At 70.0% G+C, this 25,574-nt stretch carries 27 protein-coding genes and 1 tRNA gene; 16 read left to right on the top strand and 12 right to left on the bottom strand.

The window, feature by feature from the left end; all coding sequences use genetic code 11:
* Window positions 1-33 precede the first annotated feature (33 nt).
* From LZ198_RS21600 to LZ198_RS21615, 4 genes are all read left to right on the top strand, one after another.
* On the top strand, window positions 34-1,239 hold the full coding sequence (locus tag LZ198_RS21600; protein WP_253973919.1) for a ceramide glucosyltransferase: 1,206 nt from the start codon (window positions 34-36) through the stop codon (window positions 1,237-1,239).
* Between the two features lie 63 nt (window positions 1,240-1,302).
* The gene (locus LZ198_RS21605) at window positions 1,303-2,154 is read left to right on the top strand and encodes a metallophosphoesterase family protein (protein WP_253973920.1); all 852 of its coding nucleotides are present in this window, start codon (window positions 1,303-1,305) and stop codon (window positions 2,152-2,154) included.
* A 97-nt stretch (window positions 2,155-2,251) separates the two neighbouring features.
* Window positions 2,252-2,632: a response regulator gene (locus LZ198_RS21610; protein WP_253973921.1), complete on the top strand. Its 381-nt coding sequence runs from the start codon at window positions 2,252-2,254 to the stop codon at window positions 2,630-2,632.
* Window positions 2,633-2,710: 78 nt separating this feature from the next.
* On the top strand, window positions 2,711-3,991 hold the full coding sequence (locus tag LZ198_RS21615) for a hemolysin family protein (protein WP_253973997.1): 1,281 nt from the start codon (window positions 2,711-2,713) through the stop codon (window positions 3,989-3,991).
* 13 nt (window positions 3,992-4,004) lie between these two features.
* Here the strand turns inward: LZ198_RS21615 and LZ198_RS21620 are convergent, their stop codons facing one another.
* From LZ198_RS21620 to LZ198_RS21630, 3 genes are all read right to left on the bottom strand, one after another.
* Window positions 4,005-5,360 carry a hypothetical protein gene (locus LZ198_RS21620; RefSeq protein ID WP_253973922.1) on the bottom strand — a complete coding sequence of 452 codons (1,356 nt, stop codon included), beginning with the start codon at window positions 5,358-5,360 and terminating at the stop codon, window positions 4,005-4,007.
* A gap of 78 nt (window positions 5,361-5,438) precedes the next feature.
* Window positions 5,439-6,563 (bottom strand): hypothetical protein, encoded by a 1,125-nt coding sequence (locus LZ198_RS21625; protein ID WP_253973923.1) that lies wholly within the window; start codon window positions 6,561-6,563, stop codon window positions 5,439-5,441.
* Between the two features lie 59 nt (window positions 6,564-6,622).
* Window positions 6,623-7,057: a hypothetical protein gene (locus tag LZ198_RS21630; RefSeq protein ID WP_253973924.1), complete on the bottom strand. Its 435-nt coding sequence runs from the start codon at window positions 7,055-7,057 to the stop codon at window positions 6,623-6,625.
* Between the two features lie 187 nt (window positions 7,058-7,244).
* Between LZ198_RS21630 and gvpU the strand changes: the two genes are divergently transcribed.
* The 4 genes from gvpU to LZ198_RS21650 all read left to right on the top strand — a co-directional run bounded on the left by gvpU (window position 7,245) and on the right by LZ198_RS21650 (window position 9,512).
* Complete coding sequence (gene gvpU / locus LZ198_RS21635; protein ID WP_253973925.1) at window positions 7,245-7,769, top strand: gas vesicle accessory protein GvpU; 525 nt, start codon at window positions 7,245-7,247, stop codon at window positions 7,767-7,769.
* Between the two features lie 246 nt (window positions 7,770-8,015).
* Complete coding sequence (locus LZ198_RS21640; RefSeq protein WP_253973926.1) at window positions 8,016-8,444, top strand: hypothetical protein; 429 nt, start codon at window positions 8,016-8,018, stop codon at window positions 8,442-8,444.
* A 29-nt stretch (window positions 8,445-8,473) separates the two neighbouring features.
* Window positions 8,474-8,767, top strand: a complete 294-nt coding sequence (locus LZ198_RS21645; RefSeq protein WP_253973927.1) for a hypothetical protein — start codon at window positions 8,474-8,476, stop codon at window positions 8,765-8,767.
* A 22-nt stretch (window positions 8,768-8,789) separates the two neighbouring features.
* A complete protein-coding gene (locus LZ198_RS21650) occupies window positions 8,790-9,512 on the top strand; it encodes a hypothetical protein (protein ID WP_253973928.1) in 723 nt (240 codons plus the stop codon).
* A 28-nt stretch (window positions 9,513-9,540) separates the two neighbouring features.
* On the opposite strand, the gene LZ198_RS21655 is transcribed toward LZ198_RS21650, so the two are convergent.
* Window positions 9,541-10,278, bottom strand: coding sequence for a class I SAM-dependent methyltransferase (locus LZ198_RS21655; protein WP_253973929.1), 738 nt, complete (start codon window positions 10,276-10,278; stop codon window positions 9,541-9,543).
* Window positions 10,279-10,508: 230 nt separating this feature from the next.
* On the opposite strand from LZ198_RS21655, the gene LZ198_RS21660 reads away from it, so the two are divergent.
* Window positions 10,509-10,859, top strand: a complete 351-nt coding sequence (locus LZ198_RS21660; protein WP_253973930.1) for a hypothetical protein — start codon at window positions 10,509-10,511, stop codon at window positions 10,857-10,859.
* A gap of 398 nt (window positions 10,860-11,257) precedes the next feature.
* On the opposite strand, the gene LZ198_RS21665 is transcribed toward LZ198_RS21660, so the two are convergent.
* The gene (locus tag LZ198_RS21665; protein ID WP_253973931.1) at window positions 11,258-12,046 is read right to left on the bottom strand and encodes a helix-turn-helix transcriptional regulator; all 789 of its coding nucleotides are present in this window, start codon (window positions 12,044-12,046) and stop codon (window positions 11,258-11,260) included.
* 167 nt (window positions 12,047-12,213) lie between these two features.
* Between LZ198_RS21665 and LZ198_RS21670 the strand changes: the two genes are divergently transcribed.
* The gene (locus tag LZ198_RS21670; protein ID WP_253973932.1) at window positions 12,214-12,825 is read left to right on the top strand and encodes a hypothetical protein; all 612 of its coding nucleotides are present in this window, start codon (window positions 12,214-12,216) and stop codon (window positions 12,823-12,825) included.
* Between the two features lie 133 nt (window positions 12,826-12,958).
* Window positions 12,959-13,519, top strand: coding sequence for a hypothetical protein (locus tag LZ198_RS21675; protein ID WP_253973933.1), 561 nt, complete (start codon window positions 12,959-12,961; stop codon window positions 13,517-13,519).
* 106 nt (window positions 13,520-13,625) lie between these two features.
* Here LZ198_RS21675 and LZ198_RS21680 read toward each other — a convergent pair whose 3' ends face one another.
* Together LZ198_RS21680 and LZ198_RS21685 are read right to left on the bottom strand one after the other, a co-directional pair.
* Window positions 13,626-14,165 carry a hypothetical protein gene (locus LZ198_RS21680; RefSeq protein ID WP_253973934.1) on the bottom strand — a complete coding sequence of 180 codons (540 nt, stop codon included), beginning with the start codon at window positions 14,163-14,165 and terminating at the stop codon, window positions 13,626-13,628.
* A gap of 762 nt (window positions 14,166-14,927) precedes the next feature.
* Window positions 14,928-15,254, bottom strand: a complete 327-nt coding sequence (locus LZ198_RS21685; RefSeq protein WP_253973935.1) for a hypothetical protein — start codon at window positions 15,252-15,254, stop codon at window positions 14,928-14,930.
* Between the two features lie 183 nt (window positions 15,255-15,437).
* Here LZ198_RS21685 and LZ198_RS21690 point away from each other — a divergent pair, with 183 nt between their 5' ends.
* The 4 genes from LZ198_RS21690 to LZ198_RS21705 all read left to right on the top strand — a co-directional run bounded on the left by LZ198_RS21690 (window position 15,438) and on the right by LZ198_RS21705 (window position 17,344).
* A complete protein-coding gene (locus tag LZ198_RS21690) occupies window positions 15,438-15,578 on the top strand; it encodes a hypothetical protein (protein ID WP_253973936.1) in 141 nt (46 codons plus the stop codon).
* 346 nt (window positions 15,579-15,924) lie between these two features.
* Window positions 15,925-15,998, top strand: a tRNA-Arg gene (locus LZ198_RS21695).
* A gap of 322 nt (window positions 15,999-16,320) precedes the next feature.
* Entirely contained in the window at window positions 16,321-16,689 is a 369-nt protein-coding gene (locus LZ198_RS21700; protein ID WP_253973937.1) for an HPF/RaiA family ribosome-associated protein, read from the top strand.
* Window positions 16,690-16,801: 112 nt separating this feature from the next.
* On the top strand, window positions 16,802-17,344 hold the full coding sequence (locus LZ198_RS21705) for a TlpA disulfide reductase family protein (RefSeq protein WP_253973938.1): 543 nt from the start codon (window positions 16,802-16,804) through the stop codon (window positions 17,342-17,344).
* Window positions 17,345-17,356: 12 nt separating this feature from the next.
* On the opposite strand, the gene LZ198_RS21710 is transcribed toward LZ198_RS21705, so the two are convergent.
* Together LZ198_RS21710 and LZ198_RS21715 are read right to left on the bottom strand one after the other, a co-directional pair.
* Window positions 17,357-20,434 carry a sensor histidine kinase gene (locus LZ198_RS21710; protein ID WP_253973939.1) on the bottom strand — a complete coding sequence of 1,026 codons (3,078 nt, stop codon included), beginning with the start codon at window positions 20,432-20,434 and terminating at the stop codon, window positions 17,357-17,359.
* A 108-nt stretch (window positions 20,435-20,542) separates the two neighbouring features.
* A complete protein-coding gene (locus LZ198_RS21715; protein ID WP_253973940.1) occupies window positions 20,543-21,886 on the bottom strand; it encodes a glycoside hydrolase family 16 protein in 1,344 nt (447 codons plus the stop codon).
* 170 nt (window positions 21,887-22,056) lie between these two features.
* Between LZ198_RS21715 and LZ198_RS21720 the strand changes: the two genes are divergently transcribed.
* Window positions 22,057-22,800, top strand: a complete 744-nt coding sequence (locus LZ198_RS21720; RefSeq protein ID WP_253973941.1) for a hypothetical protein — start codon at window positions 22,057-22,059, stop codon at window positions 22,798-22,800.
* A gap of 13 nt (window positions 22,801-22,813) precedes the next feature.
* On the opposite strand, the gene LZ198_RS21725 is transcribed toward LZ198_RS21720, so the two are convergent.
* From LZ198_RS21725 to cysT, 3 genes are read right to left on the bottom strand one after another with little or no spacing between them, the layout of a single operon-like run.
* A complete protein-coding gene (locus tag LZ198_RS21725) occupies window positions 22,814-23,881 on the bottom strand; it encodes a sulfate/molybdate ABC transporter ATP-binding protein (protein WP_253973942.1) in 1,068 nt (355 codons plus the stop codon).
* Complete coding sequence (gene cysW, locus LZ198_RS21730) at window positions 23,878-24,729, bottom strand: sulfate ABC transporter permease subunit CysW (RefSeq protein WP_253973943.1); 852 nt, start codon at window positions 24,727-24,729, stop codon at window positions 23,878-23,880. Before cysW ends, LZ198_RS21725 begins: the two co-directional genes overlap by 4 nt.
* A gap of 5 nt (window positions 24,730-24,734) precedes the next feature.
* On the bottom strand, window positions 24,735-25,571 hold the full coding sequence (cysT, locus tag LZ198_RS21735) for a sulfate ABC transporter permease subunit CysT (protein WP_253973944.1): 837 nt from the start codon (window positions 25,569-25,571) through the stop codon (window positions 24,735-24,737).
* Window positions 25,572-25,574: the final 3 nt, after the last annotated feature.

The following is a 25,574-nucleotide window of genomic DNA, read 5'->3' on the forward strand; positions in this document are numbered from 1 at the left end:
ATGAGCGCGCGTCCCTTCGAGGACCGTCCGCGAATGCCCCTTGCTTCCGCCCTCCTCCTCTTCGCCGCCTGCTTCGGCCTCACCGCCATCCTCATCCAGTACGCGCTCGTGCTGCGCCACCGCCGCGACCGCGCGCTCACCCTCCCCCCGGACGCGCCCCGCCCGGGCATCTCCATCCTCAAGCCGCTGTGCGGCGTGGATGACGACCTGGAAGCCAACCTGGAGCACTTCGCGCACCTGGACTACGCGGGCGCGTACGAGGTGGTGCTGGGCGTCAAGGACCACCGCGACCCGGCCTTCGCCGTGGCCCGCGCGACCGTGGCGCGCTGGCCCCACGTCTTCCGCCTGGCCCTCCAGGAGGGCACCCCCGGCCTCAATCCGAAAGTGAACCAGCTCATCACCCTGGCGGACCACGCGCGCCACGACCTGTTCGTCATCAGCGACAGCAACACCCGCGTGGGCGCCGGGTACCTGGAGGAGATCGCCGCGGGCTTCGCCGACCCCACGGTGGGCTGCGTCACGCACCCGGTGGCGGGCATCGGCGAGCGCACCTTCGGCTCGCTCCTGGACAACCTCTACCTGGCCTCCAGCGCGGCGGCGGGGATGATCGGCGCCAAGCGCTTCGCCAACCAGGACATCGTGGTGGGCAAGTCCATGGCGCTGCGCCGCGCGGACGTGGAGTCCCTGGGCGGCTTCTTCTCCGTCCGGGACGTGCTCGCGGAGGACTACGTCATCGGACAGTGGGTGACGCGCAAGCTGGGCCGCCGCGTGGTGGTGGCGCGCACGCCGGTGTTCAACGTCTCACTGGGCAAGAGCGTGGGCGCCTTCTTCCAGCGCTACCTGCGCTGGAGCGTCATCCACCGGACGGCCGTGACGCCCGCCACCTACCTGGCGCAGTCGCTGCTCAACCCGGCGCCCCTGGCGGTTTTCGGTGCCATGCTCAACCCCTCCCCGCGGTCGGTGCTGCTTGCCCTGGGGGTCGTGGTGGGCAAGGTGCTCGTCGACCTCGCCGCGTTCCGCGCGCTGCGCCCCCAGCCGGTGTCCGCGTGGGCCCTTCCCGCGGTGCTGGTGAAGGACGTGCTCCTCTATGTCGCGTGGTGGCATGGCCTGTTCTTCCGCACCGTGGAGTGGCGCGGGACGCGGCTGCGCGTGGGCCCCGGCACCCGGCTCGTGGGCCGCGTCCGCACGTCCGCGGACGACACCGCCCTCACCCCCCAGGACGAGTGGGCCGCCAGCTGACGCACAGACGTTTCCTCTCGCTCGCGTGGGTTTCACGCGGCAGCCGTGAAGACGACGCGAGCGATGCCTACGTTGCCTGGCATGCCCACCCGGACGCTGGCGCATCTTTCGGATCTCCACCTCGACCTCACCCCCACGAGTGACGCCGCCGCGCGCGCCCTCGTCGACGCGCTCCAGGCCGGCCACGTGGACCACGCGGTGGTGACCGGGGACCTGACGCACCAGGGCTCGAACGCGGAGTACGCGCGGTTCCACGAGCTGTTCGCCCCGCTGCTGGACACGGGCCGCGTCACCATCATCCCCGGCAACCACGACCGCCCGGGAGAGGACGTGGGCGGTACCTGGATGGAGGGCCAGAAGGTACGCACGGTGGAGCGGCCGGGGCTGTTCCTGGTGTGCGTGGACTCCACCGGCGAGCACAACCGCAACTACTTCGCGAGCCACGGTGAGCTGACGCGCGACACGCTGGAGCAGGTGGACGCCGCGCTCGACACCGCGCCCGTCGACGCGCTCGTGGCGGTGCTCCTGCATCACCACGTGCTGCCCCTGCCCGAGGAGAGCTTCCCGGAGCGGCTCGCCACGCGCATGGGCTGGCCCCACGCCTCCGAGCTCCCCCTGGGCGCGGAGCTGGTGACGCGCGCGCAGGGCCGCTGCGACCTGGTGCTGCACGGCCACCGCCACCGGCCCAACGACTGCGTGCTGGACACCGCCGAGGGCCGCCCCTTGCGCGTCTTCAACGCGGGCAGCTCCACGGACCTGGGGCGCTTCCGGGTGTTCGGCCACTCGGACGGACGGCTGGTGGGCGAGCCCGCCTGGTGCCGCACGGCCCGCACGGAGACGCCCCGGACGGCGAGTCACAACGTCCGCCCCGCCCTCCAGTACCTGGTGACGCAGTTGGGCATGGCCCTCTTCTGAGCGCCTGCCCCGCCGCCCTCCAGCCAGCTCCGTGGATTCCACCGGCCGCGAATGCGCCGGGTCCGCAGGGGGGTTCTTCCCGTGTCGGGGAGGATGCTTGGCGCGACTGGACACGGACGAATTCTCCAGGAAGGTCCTGGTCGTCGACGACGACGCGGACTGGCGGGAGTTCCTGCGGCTCAGCCTGGAGGAGCTCGGCTACGAGGCCACCGAGGCGGCCGATGGCCGCGAGGCCCTGGAGAGCCTGCAACGCGGGGAACGCTACGAGGTGATGCTGCTGGACCTCCACATGCCCGGCATGAGCGGGCGGGAGGTCGTCGAGCGGCTGCCCCGGGGTCAGCTGCCGCGAATCGTATTCCTGACGTCCGCCGCCGCACAGGACGTGGGCGCCGCACTGTTGTCCGGTCCCCACTACTACCTGCCCAAGGGCGCGAGCCAGGACCAATTGTCACTCCTCTTGCAGTCACTTGGTGAGTGAGCAACCGGGCCCCAACGGATACGGTAGAGGGCCCTGGAGAGGAGGGCCATCATCGTCACGGAGCTGCTCATCATCTTGTTGCTCGTCCTGGCCAACGGCGTGTTCGCCGGGGCGGAGCTGGCGATCATTTCCGTGCGACGCACCCGGCTCAAGGAGCTGATGGACGCGGGGAGCAGCTCGGCGAAGTCCGTGGAGGCCCTGCGGGCCAACCCGGAGCGGTTCCTGGCCACGGTGCAGATCGGCATCACCGTCATCGGCGCGACGGCGGCCGCCTTCGGTGGCGCGAGCATCGCCACCCGGCTCGCCGGGGTGCTCGTCGACGTGGGCATCCCCGAGCAGACGGCGGATGAGGTCGCCCTGGCGGGCGTGGTCGCGGCGGTCTCCTACCTCTCCCTCGTGCTGGGGGAGCTGGTGCCCAAGTCCCTCGCGCTCCGGGCCAGCGAGCGCTACGCGCTGATCATCGGCAAGCCGCTGCGCGGCCTGTCGTGGTTGATGCGCCCCGTGGTGTGGTTCCTCACGGCCAGCTCGAACGTGGTGCTGCGCCTGTTCGGGGACCGGACGAACTTCAGCGAGAGCCGGCTGTCCGCCGAGGAGCTCCAGGCGCTGGTGGAGGAGGCGGCGAAGCAGGGCTCGCTGGACCCGCGCGCCGGGGAGATCGCCGCGCGCGCGTTCGAGATGGGCGAGCTGACGGTGGGCGAGCTGATGATTCCGCGCGAGCAGATCATCGCGCTGCGCCGCCACGCGAGCGCGGAGGAGATCCGGCGGCTGCTGCTGGAGAGCGGGCACTCGCGCATGCCGGTGTTCGAGGGGACGCTCGACAACATCGTCGGCTACGTCATCGCCAAGGACCTGCTCGCGGTGGCCTGGGAGGGCAACCTCATCGTCCTCGAGGACGTGCTGCGTCCGCCGCTGTTCCTCGTGGAGACCATGCGCGCCATGGACGCCCTCAAGGAGCTGCAGCGCCGGCGCATGCAGCTGGCGCTCATCGTGGACGAGCGCGGCGGCGTGGTGGGGCTGGTGACGGTGGAGGACCTGGTCGAGGAGCTGGTGGGCGACATCCTCAGCGAGTCGGAGACCCCCGAGGAGCTGGTGCGCCGCGAGGGCCCCGCGGTGGCCGTGGTCCAGGGCTCGGCCGCCATCCGGGACGTCAACCGCGAGCTGGGCCTGGAGCTGGACGAGGACGAGGACTACTCGACGGTTGCGGGCTTGAGCATCGCGCTGGCGGGCGGCGCCATCCCGGAGCCGGGCGCGAAGCTGCGCACCAAGGACGGCCTCGAGCTGGAGGTGCTGGAGGCCACGCCCCGGCGCGTGCGCACCGTGCGCATCCACCTGCCCGACCCCAAGCCCGAGGCCTCCTGACGGCCCGTCCGCTTCAGGGCACCGGAGCGAGCACCTCCTCGAGGATGAAGTCCCCCTCCCGCTCACCGGGCCCCAACTGCCAGCCCGGCGCCAGCTCCAACACCCAGCCCACGCCCTCCAGGCGCGAGCCCTCGGCGTCCGAGATGGGGCCCGCCACCACCGCGAACGCGCCGTCCGCCGAGACGAGCACCTCCGCGGTCGCCTCGAGCGAACCCCAGTCCTCCACGAGGCGCGCGCCGGGGAAGACGGTGCCGTGCTCGGCGAGCGCGACATGGGGCCCCGGGTTGACCAGGAAGTCCCCGCCACTCAGCACCAGCCGCAGCACGGGCCCCTCCACCAGCAGCGCGCGCATCCGCTCCGCGCGCGCCCGCGTCACCCGCTCCCGGTCCACCTCCGCCTCGCGCAGGGCATCGCCGTTGTAGCGCTTCGCGCGCGCCGCCACCGCCGACGCGACGACGACGGGCGCCTCCGGCAGACGCAACGCGCGCGCGAGCAGCAGCCCCAGGTCCCCGTCCGCGAGGACGGCGGCGCGCCACGTGTTCGCGGCGGAGGAGTCGTCGAGCAGCGCCCCGTACGCGGGGCCGGAGGCTTCCGCGAAGGCGCGCACGAACGAGCGCCGCAGCGCCCCCGTCGACAGGTTCTCGAGCACCAGCCGCCTGCGGGCCTCCGCGTCCCTCGCGCTGACGGCCAGGCCGGTGTCCTCGGCGAGCCCCTCCTCCCGCTCGAGCGCCCGCTCCTCGACGGCGCCGGTGGGGAAGCGTGCCTGACGCGCGGCCCGGAACACGAGCGCGTCCTCGATGGCCTCGCGCCGCTCGGCGGGCCGCTGCGCCTGGAGGGCGCTCGCGAGCGCGCGCCACTCGAGCTGCAGCAGCGTCCGCCCCTCGGCGCTGTCGAGGTGCGCGTTGGCCCCCTCCCCCAGCTCCTCGTGTCCCCGCGAGACCCGCGTCCGGTGGAAGGCCTCGTGGATCAGCAACGCGTCGAGCCGCTCCGGCGACTCGGGCAACGGCGCGCGCAATTGCACCCACGTCGCGCCCGCCCAGGTCAGCGCGGTGTCCGCGAGGTCCACGCCCTCCGGAATCACCCCCAACCACGGCCCCGTGCCCACCGCGGCGCGGCCGGACGTGCCCGGACGCTGACTGGCGACGAAGACGCGCGTGTCGGGTTCGACGACCAACAAGGGCCCGCACAAGGACTGGCCCCACAAGCGCTGGCCGTCCACGGCGCAGCGGCGTTGGAAGTCGGAGAACCGCTGGGAGAGGGCTCCCACGTCCACCACTTGCGGCGTGGCGACCTCGGCCTCCGAACGTCCCGCGGCCGCCAACCCGAGACAGAGGACTCCCGCCTGAACGGCCCATGCCGTCAGTCCCATGCTTCACTCCTTTTCATCACCGCGCCGGTCCCCCTTCCGCACGTCCCACCGGCGCTTGCGCCCGCCGGGCGCGGCGGCTCACGGACCGTTCGTATCCCGGTCGCGAATCACCGCGTATGCGGGGCGCAGGCGGCCGGCGGTGTCGTAGGACAAGGGACTTCCATCGAGCGGCTCCGGCGCGATGATGCCCCGGTCCTGCATCGCGCACGTGGCGGCCGTCGAGCAGCGATTGGCGTAGTTGTAATAGTAGACACGGGTGATACGCGCGCTGAGGTTGGGCAGTCGGAGGATGAACTTCGCCGTGTCCCGCTGCGACGCATCACCGAACACCTGACCATCCGCGTTCCGGTAGAAGGCGCCCACCTCGGTCAGCCAGATGTGTCCCACGTCCCAGCTCGAATCCAGCCCGCCGAGCCAGTTGACGAACGTGCGCGTCGTGCAGCTCATGTCCCCCGGGACACAGTGGTGCCCACCGGACTGATAGCGATTGGCGTCGTGGTGGGTGTGTACGCTCCACAGCTTCGGCCGGTGGCTCCGGAGGAACACGCGGTAGCGGTCCCAGTAGGGGTCGTTCGGCGTGGCGTCGAACTCACCGGCGACCACGGTGCACTCCGGGCAGAGGCTCACCACGAGCCGGTAGTAGAACGCCGCGCGCAGCGGACCGCAGCGCTCCAGGTCCTCGCTGTCGCACGCCGCCTGGTCCAGCGGGACGCCGCTCTGGAGGACGGTGTTGGGGAAGTTCGGCTCGTTCCAGGCCCCGACGAGCGTGACGGCGGGATACGCGGCGTGGAAGGCCTCGAACGCCGCGCGGTACTCGACGTCCGTGGGCGCCAGATACTTGCCGCTGGCAACTTTATAGCGATCACTCGGCCCCAGCGTCACATAGGGTTCCACGCCCTGGGCCGCCGTCGCCTGGAGCCACGCCTCGAACGTCTGTCGGCGCGAGTCCGTCGTGGGGCGCTGCGCGACGTCATATGGGACGACGGCCCGTGCCCGCCGCACGTTGAGTCCACTCCACGCCGGGTGGGTGAACGTGTCCGGGTCCGAGTCGGAGATGCCGACGGCGAAGTCGACCGCGGCCCCTCGGGATTCCCCCTCCCCGTCCTCCCCCCGGGACTGCTGGGGTGGGGCGTCACAGCCACCGAGGGACACTCCGACGAGCACCACGCACAGACAGCTCCACGGCTTCGAGGATGAGCGCATGGGCGCATCGTCCCTCAATGCCTCTCATCCCTCCAAACCCAGCCCGACCACGCGCCGCGTCAGCCTTTGACCTCGCGCAAGGCCGTGTAGAGCGGGCCGGAGACCAGTTGTACCGGCGTCGCGACCCCATGGGCGTTGTCGATGGAGACGACAACCAGTCGGCGGGGGTCTTCACGGGCGAGGCGGGCCGAGCAGCGGCTGCCCGCGATGAACAGATGCAGCAGCGATTCGGGGAGGCTCACGGACGTCACGACGCGCACCGGGCCCTCGGGCCTGTCGAAGACGAAGACCACCTCCGTGCCGTAGTACGCGACGTGATTGACACGTCCTCCCCGGACCAGCGCGCTCATGGATTCGATCCTCCCGGGCGTGACGGGAAGTCCACTGGCGAGGAACTTCTCGAGATGCCATTGGAAGTCGGAGGAGTGGCCGAGGATCCAGAACGGCAAGATCAGACAGAGCACGACGATGGTGACGCCGAAGAGGAACCACATCCCTTCACCATCCCGGGTCCTCGCGGAGTGAGTCAATCCCGGGCGACCCCGCAGGCGACCCGCGCCGTTCCGCCGAATCCCCTCGAAAGGCGCGCGCCACCTGCACTAGCCTCGGGTGCCCCAAGAGGCGCAGCCTGCCCCGGCCGTGCATGGGGCGTGTCCACCCGTCGTCCGAGCGAGCATCGTGATGTCCGAGAAGTCCTCCGCCGCGTCGATCCTCCCCCCCGACTACTCCCCGAAGATCAACCTCGAGGCCTTCCAGCAGAGCCAGCGCAGTGACTGGTTCCTGGAGCAGTTCGTCGCGTTCATGAACGCGCTCGACCACTCGGTGGGCCTGACGCTCTCCGTCGGGGGCACGCTGGTGACCGGCAAGCTCATCTCCCCCAAGGAGTACTTCCAGACCATCGGCCAGCAGATGGAGGCCGCGTTCGCCAAGGGCGGACTGCCCTCCGACGTCAGCAAGCAGGTGGGCGCCTTCATCCAGTCGCGGAGCGAGACGGCGGCGCCCAGCGAGGAGCTGCTCCGGGCCGCGGAGAAGGCCGCCATCGCCGCCGACATCCTGCCCCTGTCGGGCAACCAGCGCGCCTACATCCACCTGAAGGACGCGGGCATCCTCGTCCCGGGCACCGGCACCCGCACGAGCCTGGGCGGCATGCTCTGGCGCGGCCGCATCTCGGAGGTCGAGGGCTTCATCATCGGCGAGGCCACCTAGCCTTCGCCGCCGCATCCCCCAAGTCGTCCCGTGCCGCCGGGTCTACCCCGGCGCACGGAGGCGCCCCTCGGGTGGCGAGGGTGGCCGGTTCGGCCTCCGCCCCGACTTCCGCTAGACTCAGGCCTTCCGCCCCACCCACGTCGACACCTCACGGGAGGTTCGTCCGATGAGCAGTGGTGAGCAGCCGAGTCACGCGCGGCCCACGCCCGGGTGGTGCCCCGATGTCCTCCTGTCACGGAGGCGGTGATGCTCCGGCACACCCTGTCCTCCGCGTTGGTGCAACTGCGCATCCGGGTGGCCTCGGGGGACCCGAGCTTCCAGGCCGCGCTCCGGTTCGTCCACCGGTCGGAGCGCTTGGGCCCCAAGGCCCGGGACGAGCTGGACAAGCTGCTCGCCGCGGTCCGCGCAGAGACGACGGCCCCGGACCTGACGGAGCCCTTCTCTCATACCCAGCAGGTCTCCCAGGTCGAGGTCCGCGCCTGGAAGGAGGCCTGCGAGACGGCCCGCAGGAACATGGCGTCACCCCGAGTCGGTGGGTTGGGTCTCACCGCCTGGGAGGACCCCGGCGGGCTCTCCCGGCTGGAGTCCCTGGGGCTCTTGTCGCTGGCGCTGCACCGGTTGGCGATGACGCCGGAGTTCGGCGCCGGGCCCCTGTTGCCGGGCCTGCGACGTTGAATCGCGCGACCTTGTGTAGCATCGGGCGCATGACCGACGCCGAGCGCACACATCACGCGATTGAGTTCCTGGAGCGACTCCAGACCCTCACCGAGTCGGAGGCCGAGGCGCTCGTCGAGGAGCACGCCGGCACCGAGCTCCCCGGGGTGCTCGAGACGTACACGGAGGGACTCCTGAACGAGCTGGCGCCGCTGATTCCGGAGGCGGCCCGCAACCAGGTCCTGGAGGAGATCTCCTCGCTCATGCTGTTGGGTTATCTGGTGCGCGCCAACGAGGAGACCGCGCGCGTCTCCCGACACGAGCCGCCCATGGGCAGCGCGTAGGCCCGGCCGCGAGGAGCCGTCGATGCAGGACGTCCGCAGCATCAACTTCGCCGGACCCTATCGGTATACGAGCCGAGGCACCGGGGTGTTCCACTTCCCGCTCGCCCGCCCGTGGACCTGGGCGCTCACGCATCACGGGATGTGGAACGTCTTCGTGCACGACCACGAGCCCGCGCGCCTGGGGATGCCCGCGCGCCGCCATCCCCTGCACCCGCCGCCGGAGCTGATGGGGTGCTGGCTGGCCATCTATGCCACGCGCGAGTACGACGCGGAGGCGGTGGAGTGGCTCCGCAAGGGCCACGGCCTGGAGGCCCCCGCCGCCAGCGCCCTGCCCTCCCGCGCCTACGTGGCGATGGCGCGCCTGGCCGAGGTGTCCACGCTCGGCAATGACTATCGCTCGTTCGGGGTCGACCCGTGGTGGAAGCCCGCGGGCGCGTCCAGCCGGGGCACGGTGGCGTGGTGGCTGGAAGAGATTCAAGTCTTCGAGCCCCTGGAGGCCGCCGAGGCCCAGCGACTGGTGCCGCTGGACCCGGAGCTGCTGCCCGACCTGCGTGAGCGGGTCCGCATGGCCCGCGACGGCTTCTGGCGTCCGGAGCGATACGAGGTCCCGCCTCCCGTGCCGGCGGCGCCGCCCCCCAGCGCCGAACCACCGCGGCCCACGCGCCGCGAGCTTCCCGCGGACGACAGCCCCGTGCCGCCCATGGGCCCCGTGGAGCAACTGGGCCTGTTCGGCGGAGGGAGCTGAAGGCCGAGGGGCCCCCACGGACGCGCCACTACGTCCGGGGCGTCCCCTCCGGTTCGAAGTGGGCCAGGAAGACCTTGAACTGGAGCGAGACGAAGAGCACGCGGGGCGATGCGAAGCCGGCGCGGGCGAGCATCTCGACGAGCGCGGCGTCGGACTCGATGGGCTGATGGGATTGCAGGTGTTGCCGTCGACGCGCCAGCTCCTCGGAAGGGACACCGAACGCGCGCAGCCGCTGCACCTCCACGTCCATCAGCACCGGGTCCTTGCCGACGCGGCAGCCCACGACAAGCGGGGCTCCGGGGACCAGACGCCGGGCCACCTCCCTGAGCAGCTCCAGCCGGGCCGCCTCCCCGGCCACGTGGTGCAGGACGCCCATCAACTGGGCGCCGTCGAACGGCGCGCGCTCGGGGAGGGTCCGCAGCTCCCCCAGGTGGAGCGTCGTGCGGGAGAGCAGCCCCTCGGACTCCAGGCGGGTGCGCGCGACGGCGAGCATCGGGTCCGAGGGCTCCACGCCGGTGAAGCGCCAGCCAGGCACACCGAACCGCGGATAGGGCACCAGCTCCGCCCCCGTCCCCACCCCCACGAAGAGCAGTGACGCGGCATCCTTCCCCGCGAGTCGGGCCGTGAGCGCGCTGGCGCCCAGCTCGTACACCGCGGAGAAGCCAGCGAGGCTGATGGCGGCCTGGGCGTCGTAGTGCGCGGCGCGCTCGGCGCCGAAGTTCGGCGGAACGGGGTGATAGGCGGGGTGCGAGTGGTCGTGAGCCATGGCGGAGGTCCTCTGCGCGCTGCGTGAACGCGGTGGAGGATGCGGCTGGGGCGCCCTCGAGGGGAGGGCGCGGATTCAGGCCCCATCGGCGGACTCTCCGGTTCCCACCCGCCACCCGCTCGCCCGCAGGGAGCCCCGGCCCCAACCAAGAACAAACTTCAATTCCAGAATTGATTGCCTGAGGCAACCTATGTCATCCTGACCGCACACTGCTCGCTGGAGGCATTGCCATGCGATTCGTCGCGGCGTTTGCGTTCACGTCATTGCTGTTCGTGGGTTGTGGCGAAGGCGTCGAGGAAGCCTCACCCGCCGTTCCCCAGGACCCCGCGCAGGCCGGAGACAGGCCCGTGACGGCCATGGCCTGTCAGTACCGGGTCGTCTGGAGCGCGGCCGGTGTCTGGGAGAAGCCGACCCAGGGGTCGACGCTCCTCAAGCACAAGTACGCGGGAGAGGTCGTCGGCGGGTACTGCGATTGGACCTACTACAACGACAGCGAAGGCGTCGAGTTCTTCGCGGTCTCCACCTCCTCCGCGGAGGACGGCATCGGGTGGATGAAGCGAGCCGGGGTCGTCAAACTCTAGTCATGTGGACGGGCACGGAGAACGCCATGCGAACCACCAGTCTTCGACGTCTTGCGTTGTCGATGGGTTTCCTGTTGGCGGCATGTGGAGGGAGTGAGCAGGACCCTTCGCCCCCTCTCCCCCACGATGACGACGCGGTCGAGCTCTCGGAAAACGAAGCGCGACTCTGCGTCGTCCAGCCTCCGGATGCGTGTGTTCCTGGATACAGGACCTGTGGGGTCCGCTGCTGTGATGAGAGTCTCATGCAGTCCGAGCAGGCTTGCGGAAGCTGTCGACCCTGGGCCGATGCCGTGTGCGCGACCCATGGAGGCGTCAAGCGCATCCGTTGGTCTCCATAGGCCTCGTCTCCTCGGATACACCGCGGCGACGGCGTGGAGTCCGTCGCGGCCCCCGACGACTCATGCCCCCGCGGCCTTGTCTCCGAGCAGCCGCGCGATGAGCGCGGCTCGGGACTGCACGCCGAAGCGGCGGTAGAGCGTCTTCGTGTATTGGTTCACCGTGAAGCGGCTGATGCCGAGCCGCTCGGCGATCTGCTTGTCCGCGAGTCCGTCGAGCAACAGGTCGAGCGTCTGACGCTCACGCGGAGCCAGCCTGCCGTCCGGAGCCTCGCGTATCGAGGGCGCCGGAGGATCGAACATGGCGCCGCACTCGGCATGGAACAGGTGAAGCAGCTCGCGGTCGGCCACGTCGAAGGGGCGTCCACTCCGCTCGCGATAGAGCCCGATGCCCCGCGCAACCCCCGGGAGCCCCGACCACCGGCTCGAATACAACGAGTCATCGAGTCCCGTGGGGCGCAGGTAGTGCTCGATGTAGGGAGCGCCATACCAGCTCGGGTCATCCACCAGCTCGCGACGTGTCGCCGTGACGAGGGTGCCAGGCGTCGAGCAGCGCGCCCGCAGGGAACGGATGGCGGGATTGCATTCGCTCCCCAGCGTCCGGAGCGCCTGGAGCGCGGGCACGGCGCTCCCGCTCCAGCCCTCCAGGACGATCTCCGTGAACCCCGCCTGGCCCCCGGGCCGGAAGTCCCGCTCCATCACGCACGCCCCCGCCTCCGCTCCCAGGATTCGACAGAGCCCGGCGAGCAGATGCCGGGACCGAGCCTCCACGACCATGGGCTGCTCGTGTGTCTCGTTGATCAGGCGAACGAGCGCATGGACCTGCGGGCTTCGAAGCATGCCGTCGCGCATGGGACCTCCGTTCTCTCGCCCGGCTCAGCATCTCCCTAATTTTAGCGAATTCCAACTTAACTCGGCCTGCCCGAGGATTTCCGTCCAGCAGGACACGAAGGCCGCAGCGCGCCTTGGAAGCCGACTCACGACCGCGGGCACATGAGGTGCCCAGAGAGAGATGCGAGATGAACGCGTCGCCGTTGTTTCGATTGGGATGTGCCGTCATCTTGTTGGCGGGCTGTGGGATGCCTCCGCCGGATGATTCCGCTCCTACCGCTCCCTCGGGTGGTGACGAAGCGCTGCTCGAGGACATCATCGTCAACGTGACCGCGACCGGGGAGGTGGAGCAGTACACGCTGCTCGTCACGCGCGCTGAACGGGAGGCGCAGGAGGCCACCCGGATGCGGCAGCAGGCGGGGCTGGATGGACAGGTGCAGCCACACATCCTGCCGATCGTCCTGGACTGCAACAACCCCAGTGCCCTCTGGCTCTACTCGTCCCAGAATTACGGGGGGTCTCGACTCTGCCTGAACCGGAACCCCGCGGATGGCATCGGCGTGCTCGACCTCTCGAAGGTCGTCTATCTCACCGTCATCAGCCTGCCGGTCATCATCTACTGGAATGGCCAGGTGCGGAGCCTCTGGGCGGGAGCCGAGGGTGGAAACCTGGCCCAGTGCGATCTGGTGAAGCAGCTCTGCTACACCGGCGCCGCGCCCTACGTGGGCTTTGTCTCCGGGCAGAGGATTCCGGCCATCACCGCGGATACCCGGCTCAACACCGCGTGGCTCAGCATCTAGGACGGACAGGCTCCTCCGCGCGGTGACACGCCACGGTGGGAGCCGTCCATCTGGGATGATTTGCGTTTGCTGCCCCATCGCTCCGAAAGCCGGCGGTGCGCATGGGCCTCACTCCTCCGGCTCCGGACTCTCCATGACATCCTTCCGTGCCCTGGCTCGTCTCCTGTTCGCGCTGACTCTCTTCCTCGGAACCGAAGCCGCGGCCCAGAGCTGCGCGAGCCTGGTTCAACAGCAATTCGACTTCATGAAGCTGGGCGGCAACCGCTTCGTGATGATTACGGGTATCTCCCTGCGCCCTGCCACGCCATCGCAGCAACCGCTGATCTCGCACTTCAGCGGATATGTGAACGGCTACGTGCCAGAATACTACGTGCAGATCCCCAACGGCATCCGGCTTCGGATGCCGGCGAGGTTGACCAGTCCGGCCAACAATGGCGTGCAGTTCTTCGACGACCGGACCTACGTCACCACGCAGTCCGGAACGACCGACACCCAGCACTTCTCCGTGTTCGCCCCAGACAAGCTCCAGTTCGAGCTGGATGACACCGGCGCATTGACCGTCACGCTCAACACCTGGAGCAACATCAAACACACCGTCTCGTCGCCGACCTGCAACGGCAACGTGATGACCGGCTACGTCAGCACCCTGCTGTACGCCTTCACGTTCAGGCAACTGAACCTGACGCTCCCCTGAACGAGTACTGGCACGCCTGGCGCCGCTCCCTGGAGCAGACCGCACAGGCGTGCATCTCCGTCGCAGGGGAGGTACGCACGCCAGCCTCGTCCTCCCTGTGGCCCGACTACTCGAGGCGGGAAGCCCCAGCGTCGGAGGCGCCAGCGTCCGAACTCCCGGCGTCGGCGGTTCCGGCGTCCGTGCCACCATCCGGGTCGTATTCCATGGTCTTCGTGCAGGTCGAGTTGCAGCCCACGCTGCAGTAGAGCTGCGTGCAACCCGTCGCCGTAGGGTCACAGCCCCGGGGCGGATCGCAGATGGCCCCTGAACATGAGCCGCTGCATTGGACCTTGCCGCGTCCACTACCCTGGGCGGCCGTCCCCCCCGCCGAAGCTCGCGGGAAATCCACCCTGACGTCGAGGGACGAGACCCTCTTGCCGTTCACCTCGCGGACGGTCGGCGCGCCCATGGCGGTGAGCGTCGCGCCCTCGAGGCGCCGTGCGACCACGGGGTCCGTCGCGTCGGTCATCGCGCAGGCAACGGTGTCCTCGTTCGTGACGGATTGCCTCCTGTGAGAGGCCTCTCCATCCTCACCACATCCGAACAACGCCGCGACCGACAGTCCCACCGCCAGGCCAACGACTCGCAACTGACTGGAAGCCTTCATGCGCCCACATCCTTTCTGGTTCGAGGGGGCTCCATGACTTTTCGGCAACGCCTGCTTCGGGTTGCGTCCGGGCCGTCGAATCTCATCCAGTCATGTTGGGCAGCGCCGTGGCGCGGGTACCGCCGAGGACCTGATATATCATTGGAGGGTCCCCGTATCGTGCGGCCAGGGAAGAGTGGACATCGCTGGCCGCTGATCCGCCACGTGAGAGCGCCACGTCCCGAGACGGCAGCTCACCAACAAGAGGGCATGCCACCGGGCGTCAGGACACACCTCCACTCAGTCCATTGCGTGACGTACTGACAGATTCCTGGATACCGACAGGAGAGCTGGGCGCAATAGCGCACCTGCCTGATTTCGGTATCACTACAGCACCCGGAATCGCCCCATACCGTACAGCTGATCTGGGTCTCGAAAGCCTCGACGTCCGCGGGCTGTTCGGAGGACTCCGGAGGCAACGCTTCCTCCCCCTCTCCGCCCTCGGGAGCAACTCCACACGAAGTCATGATTCCGAGAACGAGGACACCCAGGGCGACGTGGAGCTTCATGCTTGGACCCTCCAGCGAGAATATGCGACGCATTACAATCTCAACTGGATGACAAGAGGAAGATGAGTGGAATCGACCCCACCATGCCCTCCCGCCAGCTCCAGGCTCTTCACCGGGGCACGGCGTCTTCTCCGTCCCCCGACGACCCCAGTGGCCTCGAGGCCCCGGGAATCCACCCGCCCCTCGTGTCATCTCGGGCGGGCGCTGGCCCGACTCAATCCTCCCACTCGGTGAAGAAGGAGAAGTGGAGGGACTCCTCACCACAAGAGTCCGTGCACTCCCATTGGGACACCCAGGTACCGAACACCCGGAAGGGCATGAGGCGGGTACAGTCCCAGGACACGTTGGGGTCGGGCTCCGGGTCGCTCTTGGAGAACGCCATGGGTCCGAGGTGGAGCCGCACGGTGTTGCCCTTCTCCGAGGGGATGAAGCGCTTCTGCGCCCAGGACCAGAGCGGTACCCCACGAGCTACGGCGAGCAGACGATAGGCCTCGCGGTCCGCGACCTTCAGGGCGAACTCGCCGTGCTCATTCGTCACCAAGGGACATGAATTCCGGGAGCACCCACAATCCACGTCGCAAGTTCTTGAACGCCAACTGGAACCGCCAGGTCGAACCCGACACAACCCCATCAAGCGACGGGTTTGTCTCATACATCTCGAACACATCCCGAAGACAATCTCGAACGACCTGACTCCAGAGATGACTCGCGTAGGGATGTGCCCATGCATGACGACGAACGCATCATCCGCGAATGCCTTCGCGCCGCGGTGGAGGAGACCTCGAGCTGGTCGCGGTACATTTCGGTGAGTCCCGGGGACGTCGAAGCCCTCTTCGAGCGCTGGCGAGCAACCCACGGCGCCTGACCGGGCGCCCACGGTCCCAACCGTGGAGACCAATGCAGGCCCCCCCCGTCCTCCCCGCCAACGCTCGCCTTCGCCGCCCCAACCCACGGTCGGGATGGGTCAACGACGCGGGCCGAGCGGACCTGGACCTCCTCGATCCGTCCCTGTCTCCCGCGACTTCGACGCCGTAGGGCGGGAGGGGAACCGAGGGCCGAGGCGCGGGAGCCCCGGCCGTCCCCCTGGCCCTCGGGCGCCCTGGGGAGCCCCCCGGCCCCTCTCGGAAGGTGTCATTCCGGAGGCGCTGGTGGGATTGTGTGCTTGCGTCCGTCGATGACTTCGACTACTTGTGCCCCCGTCACAGGCGTTTGCGCGATTAGCTCAGCTGGATAGAGCGTTGGCCTCCGGAGCCAAAGGCCACAGGTTCGAATCCTGTATCGCGCGCAGACGGAAGTGCCCGGGACTGTTGAGGTTTCCCCTCACCGGTCCCGGGCACCACTCCTCCGCCAAGACCTTTCGCCCCCAAATCGCCCGAACGCACCTGTCGACGGCGGACATCCCGACCGCGCGGACACACCTGTCCCAGTTCGGCGAAGGACGCCGTCGACGCGGACCGCACACGGGCGCAACCCTCGCTCCCCCACCGTCATTCCGCGTCGAATCCCCTCATTTTTTCGAAGGTCCGTGGGGGCTTTTCCTATTGGCGCGGAAATGACCGGCGCAGCAGATACATCCCAGGCCCATGGTGGGCCGCAAGGAGCCGAGGATGCGAATCGAAATCCGAGCCCGTCACTTCTCCCTCACGGACACCCTGCGCGACTACTGCGAGCGCCGCGCGCGCTTCGCGATGGGGCGACTGTCGGACCGGGTCCGGGACGTGACGGTGCGCTTGGAGGACATCAACGGCCCACGCGGAGGCGTGGACAAGGTCGCCAAGGTGACAGTGCGGCTGGAGCACGGCGGGCAACTGGCGGTGGAGGCGTCCGAAGCCACCCTGGCCGCCGCCGTGGACCGCGCGCTGGAGCGGGCGGGACACGCGCTGAGCAAGGCCCTGGGACGCTCCCAGCGCATCGCCAGCGACAGCGTGAGGACGGCGTCGTGGCAACCCGAGGAGCTGCTCCCCTCCCCGTCCTGACGTGACTCGAACCGGTGAGCCCTCCCGCATCGACGCGGGAGGGCCCATCCGGTGGCAGGATGCGCGGCAGGGCGCGCCACACCGCGCGGCCGCCAACGTGGAGGTCGAAGTGATGTCTGGCACATGGGCGCGGGCGAGAGGCACCTGGGAACAGGCCCGCCGCCGCTGGTGGGTCCGCTGGGGCGTGGACCTGCTCCTCATCGGCCTCGTCTTCGTGGCCGTGAGCACCTGGCAGACGCGACGCCACGCCCGCGCGGGCACCCCCGCCCCGGACTTCACGCTGCGCACGCTGAGCGGAGACACGGTGAGCCTGGAGTCCCTGCGCGGCCGCCCCGTGGTGCTCGCCTTCTGGGCCCCCTGGTGTGGTGTCTGCGGCGCGGAGTCCTCCAACCTCTCCCAGCTCCGGAAGCTCGCGGGGGACTCGGCCCACGTGGTGTCCGTCGCCGTGGCGTACGAGGACACGGCGGACGTCCAGCGCTTCGTCGACGCCCACGGCGTGGACTATCCCGTCCTCCTGGGGGACGACGCGCTCCAGCGCACCTGGCGCGTGGACGTCTTCCCCACGGTGTACTTCCTCTCGCCCGAAGGACACATCCAGCGCTCCGTGGTCGGCTACACCACGCTCGCGGGGCTGTCCTGGCGGTGGTGGCTGTAGTCCACCTCGCGCTCAACGCCCACCGGCGACGAGCCGCCGCAACCAGTCCGCCCAGTTGCGTCGGGGCGCGACCGGGTACGCCACGCTGGCGGGGACACGCAGCTCCACCTCCGTGCCCGCGCCCGCCCGGCACCAGATTTCGAGCTGCGCGCCAATCCGCAGCGCGCGCTCGCGCATTCCGGACAGCCCCCAGTGCCCGGGCTTGCCACCGTCCCGGAGGAAGGCCTCCTCCACGCCCCGTCCGTCGTCGCGGATGCGCAGCCGCAGCATGCCGAAGTCATACGTCAGCTCGGCCTCGATGCGCCCGGCCTCCGCGTGCTGGAAGGCGTTCATCAGCGCCTCGCGCCCGATGTGGAAGACCTCGTCGCGCACCACCGCGTCCAACGGCACCGCCGCCCCCTCCTCCAACATGCGGAACGCGACGTCGTACTCCTCCGTGAGCGCGGCGCCCACCCGGGCGAGCGAAGCGGCCAGCTCCTCGGTCATCTCCGTCGCCGCGCGCAGGTCCATCACCCGATCCCGCCCCTCCACGATGACCTCGTCCGCGCGGTCCAACGCCTTCTCCAGGGACACGCGCGCCGGGTGGTCCGGAGGAATCATCTCCGCGGCGGACTGGAAGCGCAGCACCAGCCCGTGGACGCCCTGCAACAGCGTGTCATGCAGCTCCCGCGCGATTCGCACCCGCTCGCTGTGACGCTCCTCGAGCAACCGGCGCACGTTGGCCTGCACCTGCCGCACCCGCAACAGGTACAGCCCCCACACCACGGCCAGCCCGCTCACGCCGCACAGCAAGCGGAACCACCCCGTCTGGAAGAAGGCCGGGGGCAGGAAGAAGTCGAGCGTCGCGCCCGTCTCGTTCCAGACGCCGTCGTTGTTCGCGGCGATGACGCGGAAGCGGTAGTGCCCCGGCTCCAGGCGCGAGTAGTACGCCGTGCGCCGCGTCCCGACGTCCTGCCAGTCCTCGTCCACGCCCTCCAGGCGATAGCGGAAGCGCACCCGCTCGGGGATGGAGAGGCTCAGCGCGGTGTAGTCGATCTCGAGGTTCCCCGCCCGCCGAGGCAGCGACAGCCCCTCCCCGAGCGGGAGGTCCACACCGTCCACGCGCAGGTGGCGGATGGCGACCGGCGGCGGCAGCGGGTTGCGGGGGATGCGCGCCGGGTCCACCCACACCACGCCGTTGCTCGTCGCGAACCACAGCCGTCCATCCGGCCCCTGCACCATCGTCGGCAGCGGGCGCACCAGGGCGGGCCGCCCCGGCAGGCCATCCAGGAAGTCGAAGTGCTCGGCGCGGGCCCGGTGGTCCGGTTGTGCGAAGGCGCGGGACAGCTCCGCCGCCGACACGTGGAGGATGCCCGGGACGGCGTGGAGCCAGAGACTCCCATCCGGCATCTCCTGCACACCCGAGACGCCCCGAAGGGTCTCCCCCGCCAGCTCCACCTGGAGGCTCCGGAAGCGCTCGCCGTCCAGGTACGCGAGCCCCTGGACGCCACCCATCCACACCCGGGTCCCCACGAACAACGACGTCGCGACACCGACGTCCAGCCCCTCCGCCTGGCCCCAGCGACGCACCTGCGTGCCATCGATCCGGACGGCCTCCGCGTCGTGCCCCAACCAGACGCGGCCTCGGGCATCCGTCGCGAGGACGATGACGCGGGGCTGGCTGGTCAACCGGAGCGCGTCGCCAATCGGCGTCCACGTCCCGCCCTTCCACCGCCAGAGCCCTTCCCGCACGAAGGCGACCCACACCGCGCCCTCCGCGTCGCGGACCATCGCCTGCACCTGCACCGTGTTCCCTGGGAACGGGTAGGCCGTGGCGAGCACGGGGCGCCCGCGCTCCAGGCGCCACAGGCCGTTCTCCGCGCCGAACCACACCGTACCCTCCGCGTCCCGGTACGCCTTTCGAACGGCCGCGCCCAGTTCGAGCGTCTCCACGGAGTGGCTCGACAGGCGCATCAGCGGCCGGTTCGTGGTGCCAGCCCACACGGCGCCGTCGCCATCCACGGCCAGGGCGAAGTCGTGCGCGCCGCTCGGAAACTCCGCGGGCACCAGCACGCTGCGGCGGAGCCTGTCCAACCCGGCGCTCGTCCCCACCCAGAGCGTCCCCTCCCGGTCCTCGAGGATGGGCCACGCGTAGTCCGCGCTGAGCCCGTCGCGCTCCCTGAACACCTCCACGCCCGCGGCGTCACGCCCGGGCGACGCGTCCCCCAGGCGCTCGTGCCACGCAATCCGTCGCAGGCCATCCCCCAGCGACGTCACCCACAGGCTGCCCTCGCGATCGAACAGCAGGCCCGCGGACTCGACCTCCAACCGGGCCTGCCGGGGATGAGGCACGCCTCCGGACAGGGCGACACGCCGCACGTGGCCCTGGAGCTCCGCCGCCCAGATGGCCCCGTCGGGGCCCTGGACCAGCCGCCCTCCCCACTTCGGCAGTGAGACGCCCACGGGGCGGAACCGCGTGCCGCCCTTCTCCAGGTACATGAGCGCGTCGCCCACGACGGCCCACACCGCGTCGTCCCGGTCCACCAGCAGCGCGTAGACGCGGTTGCCCACCACGCCCCACGCCTCGCCCAGTCGCGTCCACCGCCCGCCCTCGAACAGGTTGAGGCCCCCCAACGGCCCCGCCGCCCACACCCGCCCCTCGTCATCCAGGGCCAGCGACATGAGGGAGGACTTCTGGAGGCCCTCGCCCGCTCCGTAGCGCGTCATCTTCCCGTCGCGCAGGAAGGCCAGTCCCCCATGGGTGAACGACATCCACAGGCCACCGTCCGGCGTGGGCAGCAACGCGCTGACGGGTCCCACCATGCGGCCATCCGGCGCCACGAAGCGCTCGAAGCGGACCCCGTCGAACGTGTAGAGCGTCGCCCCCGTGGCCAGCCACAGGAACCCGTCGCGGGTCTGCGCGATGACGGAGACCTGACCGGGAGCCCCGTCCTTCACCGTCCAGCGCGAGTGATAGAACTGCGCGATGCTCCGCTCTCGCGGCTGCGCGCGCGGGGAGCCCCACGGCACCAGGAGCAGGAGCGCGAGCCAGGGCCACGCGCTCCCACCACCACCGGTACGTCGCCGACGATGAAGCACCGCCTCGCTCATCCGTCTCCGCACTCCGGGCGCGGCCCGCGAGTCGCCGGATTATCTCCCGGAGGAATCACCGGACATCCCCCGGAAGGGGGACGGCGACCTCGCGCCCCCGCGGAGGGGTTACAAGCGCACGAGCTCCACGTCATCCATGTGGATGAAGTTGGCGCCGTTCCCCGTGGTGGCGCGGGTGTGGAAGCCCAGCTCGAGGTAGCCCCCCGTCACGGAGATGGCGGGTGACTCCACGAGCGTCCAGGCGCCGTACGTCCCCAGCTCCGTGAACGCCGGAGCGCACTCCGGACACGTCTTGGCCTGGATGCGCGCCAGGTCGAAGGTGCCGCCCTTGCGCACCCACGCGCGGACCTTGTAGCTGCCGGACGCCAGCCCCGACACCGCCTGGAACGTCCACACCTCGAAGGGCGCGGCGTTGTTCCAGTGGGACAGGTGGTAGCTGCCGGAGTGCCCCCCGTTGTACGTCTCGCTGAAGTCCGCGGCCTCCGTCCCGTTGGGGCTCCAGGTGGACCAGCCGCTCATGCCGCCCTCGAAGCCCGGGTTGGCCAGCGCGACGCCCGAGCCCCCGCCCGGCTGGTACCAACGCACCCACTCCACCTCCATCGTCTTGCGCTGCCCCGTCGGCAGGTCGATGGCGGCGGCCCCGGGGTTTCCGTACCAGTTCCCGCCCAGCGCCAGGTTCAGCAGGATGTAGTGAGGTTGCTGGAAGCCCGGCTCGTTGTGCGCGTAGTCCGCCGTCGCGCGGACCTCGTTGTCGAGCCGGAACACCATGCGGCTCGCGGACCACTCCACCTCGTAGGTGTGGAACGCATCCGCCAGCGAATACCCGCGGTCCGCGCCCGCGCCCCAGTCACCACCGGCCCAGTGCGTGGCGACCTTCATCCACGAAGGCGAACCCGAGTGCCACTCGAGGATGTCGATCTCCCCCGCGCGCGGCCAGCCCACGCTGGAGATGTTCGCGCCCAGCGTCCAGAACGCCGGCCACATGCCGTAACCCGAAGGGACCTTGATGCTCGCGACGAGCTTGCCGTATTGCCGCTCCACCTTGCTCTTGGTGTGGATGCGGCCCGAATAGAACGAACGCGCGCCATAGCCGGCGCACCGCGAATCGTAGGGCCCGTCCGACGTGCGCTCCGCGGTGAGGATGAGCTTTCCACCGCTCACCGTGACGTTCTGCGCGCGCGGGAACTCCAGCTCCCCGGTGCCGAAGTTGCAGTTGTTCGTGACGGGGTCGTAGTTGCTCGTCAGCACGTTCCAGTTCGCCGTGTTGAGGCTCGTGCCCGTGAAGTCGTCCTGCCACGCCAGCGTCCACCCCGCGCCGGGGTCGTAGGCCCGCTCCTCCTGGACCTGCTCCACCAGCGGCGAGGGCGCGAGCACCTCCGCCTCCCGACCACAGCCCGCCAGCACCAGGGCCCCACACAGCCACCCCCACCGCGATTCGCGTCGTCCCACCATGTCGTCCACCTCAGAGATGTGCCGAATCTGCGATTGCTCGCTTATCCGATATTTCAAGAATCGACACCCCTCCTCTCGTGGCATCCGGGGCTCCTCCGCCTGGATGCGCATGGATTGTCCGGAGGCGGACGGTGCGTAGCTTCTGACGCATCGGCTCGGAAGGAGGCGCCATGGCCATCACCTCGGTATTCGGCGACGTGGACCTGCCCTGGAAGCGGCGGGACTGGCGGTCGCGGCTGAAGCGGACCGCGCGCCGTTACGAGCGGCGCCCCGTCCTGCGAACGCCCACGGGCGCCACGGACGCGGAGACGGCGACGCGGCGCGTGCTCCTGTACTTCATGCTCCCGGCGTGGCTGGTGCCGGGCGTGGTGGACTGGGTGTGGCACAAGCGCACGGACATCGAGCACACCAGCGGCGCGGGCGAGTCACTCATCCATTGTCTGATGATGACGGAGGTGGGTGTCCCGGTGCTGATGGGACTGTTGATGGAGATCAACCCGCTGACGCTCTCCCTCATGCTGGGGCACTCGCTCGTCCACGAGGCCACCGCCTTCGCGGACGTGGCCTACGCGGTGAACCACCAGCGCGACGTTCAGCCCCGCGAGCAACACACGCACAGCTTCCTGGAGGTGCTGCCCTTCATGGCGGTGTCCTCCATCGTCTGCCTGCACTGGGACCAGTTCCTGGCCATCTGGGGGCTGGGCGGGAGGAAGGGCCGGTGGCGCTTCGCCTTGAAGAAGCGGCGACTGCCACCTGGCTATCTGCGGGTCATCCTCACGGCGATCGGCGCCACCATCGCCCTGCCGTACGCCAACGAGCTGTGGCGCTGCGTGCGCGCCCAGCGCCGGGGCGAGGCGCTGCCGCCTTGGAAGGTGGGCCCCCACGAGTCCGTGGCGTTCGAGGAGCCCCACTGACGCGCCCCACGCGTCAGATGGCGTAGTCCCCCACGAAGACGGAGGCGGAGAGCACGTCGGCGCGCACCGCGTCCCCCTCGGTGAGGCCCAACGCGTCGAACTCCGAGCGCGACACCTGCACGGTGATTTCGTCGCCGGAGGGGAGCGCGAGCAGCACCTTGACGAAGCCCCCCACCGCCTTGAGCCGGGCGACACGACCGGTGACGGGCTGGGGGCCAGGGGTGCTGACCTCGTGTCGGGCGAGCTTGATGTCGTGCGGGCGCACGAAGGCATGCACCGCCTCGCCCTCGCGTGCGGCGGCGGGGACGTCCAACGCGAGCGAGCCCACCTCGGCCTTCCCTGCCTGGACGCGCCCCCGCAGGACGCTGGCGCCGCCGATGAAGGACGCGACGAAGGGCGAGGCCGGGTGGTTGTAGATGTCCTCGGGCGCGCCGGCCTGCGCCACCCGCCCCTCGCTCATCACCACCACGTGCTGAGAGATTTCGAGCGCCTCCTCCTGGTCGTGCGTCACCAGCAGCGTGGTGAGTCCGGTCCGCGAGTGCAGCGCGTGCAGCCACTCGCGCAGCTCCTCCCGCACCCGCGTGTCGAGCGCGCCGAAGGGCTCGTCCAGGAGCAGCACCCGCGGGCGGATGGCCAGGGCCCGCGCGAAGGCCACACGCTGCCGCTGGCCACCGGACAACTGCCCCGGGTAGCGATGCCCCAGCGCCTCCAACTGGACCAGGCGCAGCATCTCGTCCACCCGGGCCTCCGTCTCCGCCCGGGGCAGGCGCCGCACCTCCAGGCCGAAGGCGATGTTCTCTCGCACCGTCATGTGCCGGAAGAGCGCGTAGCTCTGGAAGACGACCCCCACGCCCCGCTGCTGCACGGGCTGCCGGGTACAGTCCACGCCGTCGATGTGGACCCGACCTGCGTCGGGGGCTTCCAGCCCCGCGATGAGGCGCAGGAGCGTGGACTTGCCCGCGCCGGAGGGGCCCAGCAGGGAGGTGATGGCGCCCGTGGGGGCGTGGAACGAGACGTCCGAGACGGCCGGACTGCCGCCGGGGGAGAACCTCCGGGTGACCTGCTCGACGACGACGCTCATGAGGCCTCGCTCCTCCACTCCACGTATTTCTTCAGCACCAGCGTCACGAGCGCGAGCAGCGTGAGCAGCGACGCCACCGCGAACGCGCCCGTGAAGTCGTATTCGTTGTAGAGAATCTCCGCGTGCAGCGGCAGCGTGGTGGTGACGCCGCGCACGTGGCCGGACACCACGGACACCGCGCCGAACTCCCCCATCGCCCGCGCGTTGCAGAGGATGACGCCGTAGAGCACGCCCCACTTCACCTTCGGCAGCGTGACGCGGAGGAACGTGCGCCAGCCCCCGGCGCCCAGCGTCAGCGCCGCCTCCTCCTCGTCGCTGCCCTGCGCCTGCATCACCGGCAGCACCTCGCGCACGACGAACGGCAGGGTGATGAACACCGTGGCCAGGACGATGCCCGGCACCGCGAAGATGACGTGCAGGTCCCACTCCGCCAGCCAGGGCCCCAGCCACCCCTGGCGCCCGAAGAGCAGCACGAAGATGAGCCCCGCGATGACGGGGGACACGCTGAACGGCAGGTCGATGAGGGTGAGCAGGAGCGCGCGCCCCGGGAAGCGGAAGCGCGACAGGAGCCACGCCGCGGCCAGGCCGAACACCAGGTTGAGCGGCACCGCGATTCCGGCGGCCGTCAACGTCAGGAGGATGGCCGAGCGCGCCTCCGGATGGGAGACGGCGGCGAGATAACCCGCGGAGCCCTTCTGGAACGCGAAGGTGAAGACGGCGACCAGCGGCACGAACAGGAAGACGCCCAGGAACACGAGCGCCACCGCGATGAGCGCCCAGCGCAGCAAGGGCGAGCCGCCCAGCGTGCGCGCCTGCCGCCGCGCCATGGGTGTGGAGGGAGCGAACATGTCCGTCAGGTCCCCGGCCGGGTCTCCAGCCGGCGGTGGCTCCAGCGCTGGAGCAGGTTGACGACGAGCAGCAGCAGGAACGACGCCACGAGCATCACCACGGCGATGGCCGTCGCCCCCGCGTAGTCGTACTGCTCCAGCTTCGTGACGATGAGCAGCGGCACGATTTCGGTGCGCATGGGCATGTTGCCGGAGATGAAGACGACGGAGCCGTACTCCCCCAGCGCCCGGGCGAAGGCCAGGGTGAAGCCGCTGAGCAGCGCGGGCAGCACCGCGGGGAACAGCACGCGGGAGAAGGTCTGCCACGGCGTGGCGCCCAGCGTCGCGGCGGCCTCCTCCACGTCCGCGTCGATGTCCTCCAGCACCGGTTGCACCGTGCGCACCACGAAGGGCAACCCGATGAAGGTCAGCGCCACCGCCACGCCCAGCGAGCTGTAGGCGACCTTGAGCCCGAGCGCCTCCAGGTGCTGGCCATACCAACCCTTCGCCGAGAACAGCGTCGTCAGCGTCAGCCCCGCCACCGCCGTGGGCAGCGCGAAGGGCAGGTCCACCAGCGACTCCACCAGCGACCGCCCGGGGAAGCGGTAGCGCACCAACACCCATGCGACGAGGAGTCCGAACACGACGTTGATGAGCGCCGCCGCGAAGGACGCCAGGAAGCTGAGCCGGTACGCGGCGAGCGCGCGCGGCGCCGTCACGGTGTCCCAGAACTGCGGCCAGCTCAGGGACACCGTCTTCAGCACGAGGCTCGACAGGGGGATGAGGACGAGCAACCCCACGTAGGCCCAGGTGAACCCGAGCGACAGGCGGAAGCCGGGCAGGACGCGATGCGGAGAGGACATGCG

Origin of the sequence: Myxococcus dinghuensis (assembly GCF_024198235.1) — a bacterium.
In the GTDB taxonomy this organism is placed as follows: Bacteria; Myxococcota; Myxococcia; order Myxococcales; family Myxococcaceae; genus Myxococcus; species Myxococcus dinghuensis.

Excerpts from the sequence above, each read along its gene's own strand:
- LZ198_RS21650 (WP_253973928.1), top strand. The coding sequence starts at position 8,790 with ATGCAGGACGTCCGCAGCATCAACTTCGCCGGACCCTATCGGTATACG.
- LZ198_RS21655 (WP_253973929.1), bottom strand. The coding sequence starts at position 10,278 with ATGGCTCACGACCACTCGCACCCCGCCTATCACCCCGTTCCGCCGAAC.
- LZ198_RS21680 (WP_253973934.1), bottom strand. The coding sequence starts at position 14,165 with ATGAAGGCTTCCAGTCAGTTGCGAGTCGTTGGCCTGGCGGTGGGACTG.
- LZ198_RS21710 (WP_253973939.1), bottom strand. The coding sequence starts at position 20,434 with ATGAGCGAGGCGGTGCTTCATCGTCGGCGACGTACCGGTGGTGGTGGG.
- LZ198_RS21705 (WP_253973938.1), top strand. The coding sequence starts at position 16,802 with ATGTCTGGCACATGGGCGCGGGCGAGAGGCACCTGGGAACAGGCCCGC.
- LZ198_RS21720 (WP_253973941.1), top strand. The coding sequence starts at position 22,057 with ATGGCCATCACCTCGGTATTCGGCGACGTGGACCTGCCCTGGAAGCGG.
- LZ198_RS21645 (WP_253973927.1), top strand. The coding sequence starts at position 8,474 with ATGACCGACGCCGAGCGCACACATCACGCGATTGAGTTCCTGGAGCGA.
- gvpU (WP_253973925.1), top strand. The coding sequence starts at position 7,245 with ATGTCCGAGAAGTCCTCCGCCGCGTCGATCCTCCCCCCCGACTACTCC.
- LZ198_RS21640 (WP_253973926.1), top strand. The coding sequence starts at position 8,016 with ATGCTCCGGCACACCCTGTCCTCCGCGTTGGTGCAACTGCGCATCCGG.
- LZ198_RS21715 (WP_253973940.1), bottom strand. The coding sequence starts at position 21,886 with ATGGTGGGACGACGCGAATCGCGGTGGGGGTGGCTGTGTGGGGCCCTG.
- LZ198_RS21670 (WP_253973932.1), top strand. The coding sequence starts at position 12,214 with ATGAACGCGTCGCCGTTGTTTCGATTGGGATGTGCCGTCATCTTGTTG.
- LZ198_RS21725 (WP_253973942.1), bottom strand. The coding sequence starts at position 23,881 with ATGAGCGTCGTCGTCGAGCAGGTCACCCGGAGGTTCTCCCCCGGCGGC.
- LZ198_RS21605 (WP_253973920.1), top strand. The coding sequence starts at position 1,303 with ATGCCTACGTTGCCTGGCATGCCCACCCGGACGCTGGCGCATCTTTCG.
- cysT (WP_253973944.1), bottom strand. The coding sequence starts at position 25,571 with ATGTCCTCTCCGCATCGCGTCCTGCCCGGCTTCCGCCTGTCGCTCGGG.
- LZ198_RS21600 (WP_253973919.1), top strand. The coding sequence starts at position 34 with ATGCCCCTTGCTTCCGCCCTCCTCCTCTTCGCCGCCTGCTTCGGCCTC.
- LZ198_RS21665 (WP_253973931.1), bottom strand. The coding sequence starts at position 12,046 with ATGCGCGACGGCATGCTTCGAAGCCCGCAGGTCCATGCGCTCGTTCGC.
- LZ198_RS21620 (WP_253973922.1), bottom strand. The coding sequence starts at position 5,360 with ATGGGACTGACGGCATGGGCCGTTCAGGCGGGAGTCCTCTGTCTCGGG.
- cysW (WP_253973943.1), bottom strand. The coding sequence starts at position 24,729 with ATGTTCGCTCCCTCCACACCCATGGCGCGGCGGCAGGCGCGCACGCTG.
- LZ198_RS21630 (WP_253973924.1), bottom strand. The coding sequence starts at position 7,057 with ATGTGGTTCCTCTTCGGCGTCACCATCGTCGTGCTCTGTCTGATCTTG.
- LZ198_RS21690 (WP_253973936.1), top strand. The coding sequence starts at position 15,438 with ATGCATGACGACGAACGCATCATCCGCGAATGCCTTCGCGCCGCGGTG.
- LZ198_RS21660 (WP_253973930.1), top strand. The coding sequence starts at position 10,509 with ATGCGATTCGTCGCGGCGTTTGCGTTCACGTCATTGCTGTTCGTGGGT.
- LZ198_RS21700 (WP_253973937.1), top strand. The coding sequence starts at position 16,321 with ATGCGAATCGAAATCCGAGCCCGTCACTTCTCCCTCACGGACACCCTG.
- LZ198_RS21675 (WP_253973933.1), top strand. The coding sequence starts at position 12,959 with ATGACATCCTTCCGTGCCCTGGCTCGTCTCCTGTTCGCGCTGACTCTC.
- LZ198_RS21625 (WP_253973923.1), bottom strand. The coding sequence starts at position 6,563 with ATGCGCTCATCCTCGAAGCCGTGGAGCTGTCTGTGCGTGGTGCTCGTC.